This window comes from Cyanobacteriota bacterium, assembly GCA_025054735.1.
In the GTDB taxonomy this organism is placed as follows: domain Bacteria; phylum Cyanobacteriota; class Cyanobacteriia; order SKYG9; family SKYG9; genus SKYG9.
Genome location: JANWZG010000457.1, coordinates 1 through 2840, shown reverse-complemented (window position 1 = coordinate 2840; position 2840 = coordinate 1). Strand labels below are relative to the sequence as shown.

The following is a 2840-nucleotide window of genomic DNA, read 5'->3' as shown; positions in this document are numbered from 1 at the left end:
AGCTTGCTAACCTAAAGGCGACAGTGCTAAAGTATCGCCAGCATAGTGGTTCGGTAGTGAACGCAAACACTTGGAGCAAATTGCTGATTGCCGAGAGGCTTGTGAACGGGCATGGCAGCGGCGTGTAATCCAAGGGCAGTTTAAGGAAATACCCCTACGGCGGCCTGTGGATCGCAGGTTCTGGTGTGAGTATTATCTCTGGTGTGAGTATTATCTAAGGTGGGGGTGAGAACTCTTTTATGGAGACGGCGAGGTGCGGCAATCGTCTACGCATTTCGGGCTGTACAAGCACTCCCCTGGAAACTAGGAGCCTGGAAACTATTGATAGTTGCCTTGATGAGTCCGTTACCCCAGATCTATTCCTAATGAACTCAACCCCTACGGTGTCGATCGTCATGGCTGTTTACAATGCTGAGCGCTACTTAGGTCGGGCGATCGATAGCATTCTGTGCCAGACCTTCACAGATTTTGAATTGATTGTGGTGAACGATGGGTCTACCGATGGTTCCCTGGGAATTTTGCAAGCCTATGCTCAGCAGGACGATCGCATCCGCGTGATTAGCCGGGAGCATCGGGGCATTCCTGCTACCCGCAATGAGCTGCTGGCTCAGGCCCAGGGGGAATTCATTGCTGTGATGGATGCCGATGATGTCATGTTACCGAGTCGGCTGGCCAACCAAGTTGCTTTTCTGCGTCAACATCCTGATGTAGTTTGTGTGGGTGGCTATTATGACATGATCAACGGGCAAGATAAGTTTATCACCCACATTGTAGTTCCTACTGAGGATACAGACATTCAGGACAGCCTACTGTCGGGTAGAACGGTAATTCAGCATTCCTGTGCTATGATGCGCCATACTGCTCTCCGCGAGGTGGGCGGCTATGATCACGCTACTCCCCTAGCAGAAGATTTAGACCTGTTGTTGCGTTTGGGTGAACGAGGTAAACTCGCAAACTTAGCAGAGGTAATCTTGCACTATCGGGTGCATCCTAAGTCCACTAGTGCCCAGCGACTACGCCAGATGACCGTAGCCGTGAGGGATGTGTGCCAGCGGGCATGGCAACGCCGGGGATTGCCTCCTAGACCTTGTGAAGATGCAGAATGGCGCTATTACGAGATGATTTTGCGTTGTGGCTGGCAGGCGGTGGAGCGTCGCGATCGCACGGAAGCAATCGCCTATGGTCGTCATGCCGTGACCACATTACCCTGGCGAAAAGGTAGTTGGAAGTTGCTGGTAGTTGCCTACCTGAAGACAGCCCTGTGGAGGCCATCCCTATGACTCAGCCACCAACTATCTCTGTGCTGATGCCTGTCTACAACGCTCAGCGCTATTTAGCCAAAGCAGTAGAGAGTATCCTTAACCAGACCTTTAGGGACTTTGAGTTTTTGATTGTCAATGATGGTTCTACCGATCGCTCCCTTACCATTCTGCAACGCTATGCCAAGCAGGACGATCGTATTCGCCTAATCAGCCGCCCCAACACGGGCTATCTGGCCGCCCTCAATGAGATGCTGCTTTTAGCTCAGGGAGAATTCATCGCCCGCATGGATGCGGATGATATTGCCATGCCAGAGCGTTTTGCCTTACAAGTGGCCTTTTTGCGCCAGCACCCCGATGTGGTCTGTGTCGGTGGTGCCCAAGACTTCATCGATGAGGCAGGGCGTATCCTGTTCCACTACCAAGCAGCAGAAGACAACGACGAGATTCAGCGTCTTGCTCTGGGCGGCAAAACCCCGATTAATCATCCTTCTGCTATGATGCGGCGATCGGCAGTGCTGCAAGTCGGTGGCTACGACCCCACTACTTACTTAGCAGAAGATTTAGATCTGTGGCTAAAGCTAGGAGAAATTGGCAAATTGGCCAACCTCCCCACAACTGTTACCCAATATCGCCAGCATTCCCAGTCAGAAAGCGAGCGCAAGCAAGCTCAACAACAGCAGATGAAGCGGCTAGTCTGCGAGCGGGCATGGCGGCGACGGGGAATCCAGGGAGAATTTACCGAAACCCAGCCTTGGCGACCAGTCGATGCTCTGTCTCACCATCGCCAACTAGTGAAGTATGGCTGGCAGTTTTTCATGAATCGGCAACGGTGGGCAGCGATCATTTATGGCATTAAAGCCATTTGCACCCTACCTCTGAACATCCAGGGCTGGAAATTGCTAATCATTGCTGTCATCAAACCTCTCCCTAAAACTAGACCCCTAAGTACAGGACAAAAGTTGTAAGACATCCACAAAATCATTCATTTTTTGTTCCAAATTGAGCTCAATGTTTTAGAGATAGTCCGATCAGAGATAGTCAAAACCATTAGCGAAAGAAGCTCTTAGCTCTGCAACCATGTTTTTAGGGTTAGAGGTTTGAGGTAATGCTGCCATTCGCCCCCTAGAAAAGCCCAGCATGAGGCAAGCGAGAGGAGAGCAAGGAATTTACTTAATCGTTCAGAATTACTCAGGTGAGTTGGTTCTAGGCAGAATTCACAGGTCTTGGAAATACCAAATAAGGTTGCAACCGACTAGCGTTTAGCATAGTCTGCAATTAGTCCCATGCCATCTCCAGTGGGTTCGCAAAGCGGCTCGAAGTAGAGTAACTTGGTTTATAGAGGTTTTGTACTTAGACTAGACCTTCATGAGCAACCAACCAACGGTCTCCGTAGTAATGGCCGTCTACAATACAGCACGATACTTAGCTCAAGCAGTAGAGAGTATTTTAGGACAGACCTTTACCGACTTTGAGTTTGTGATTATTGATGATGGTTCTACTGATCGCTCCTTGACCATCCTCAAGAAATATGCCGCCCAAGATAGTCGCATTCGTTTGATTAGCCGCAAAAACCGTGGC

At 50.1% G+C, this 2840-nt stretch carries 4 protein-coding genes and 1 pseudogene; 4 read left to right on the top strand and 1 reads right to left on the bottom strand.

Annotated features, from left to right (window positions below):
- The first annotated feature begins 225 nt into the window (after positions 1 to 225).
- From NZ772_16750 to NZ772_16740, 3 genes are read left to right on the top strand one after another with little or no spacing between them, the layout of a single operon-like run.
- Positions 226 to 366 carry a hypothetical protein gene (locus tag NZ772_16750; GenBank protein MCS6815204.1) on the top strand — a complete coding sequence of 47 codons (141 nt, stop codon included), beginning with the start codon at positions 226 to 228 and terminating at the stop codon, positions 364 to 366.
- A complete protein-coding gene (locus NZ772_16745) occupies positions 366 to 1280 on the top strand; it encodes a glycosyltransferase (GenBank protein ID MCS6815203.1) in 915 nt (304 codons plus the stop codon). Before NZ772_16750 ends, NZ772_16745 begins: the two co-directional genes overlap by 1 nt.
- The gene (locus tag NZ772_16740; GenBank protein MCS6815202.1) at positions 1277 to 2227 is read left to right on the top strand and encodes a glycosyltransferase; all 951 of its coding nucleotides are present in this window, start codon (positions 1277 to 1279) and stop codon (positions 2225 to 2227) included. The genes NZ772_16745 and NZ772_16740 overlap by 4 nt, the downstream gene beginning before the upstream one ends.
- An 85-nt stretch (positions 2228 to 2312) precedes the next feature.
- Here the strand turns inward: NZ772_16740 and NZ772_16735 are convergent.
- Positions 2313 to 2541 (bottom strand): annotated as a pseudogene (locus NZ772_16735) (IS4 family transposase).
- Positions 2542 to 2627: 86 nt separating this feature from the next.
- On the opposite strand from NZ772_16735, the gene NZ772_16730 reads away from it, so the two are divergent.
- A partial coding sequence (locus NZ772_16730) for a glycosyltransferase (GenBank protein MCS6815201.1) occupies positions 2628 to 2840 on the top strand: 213 nt, incomplete at its 3' end.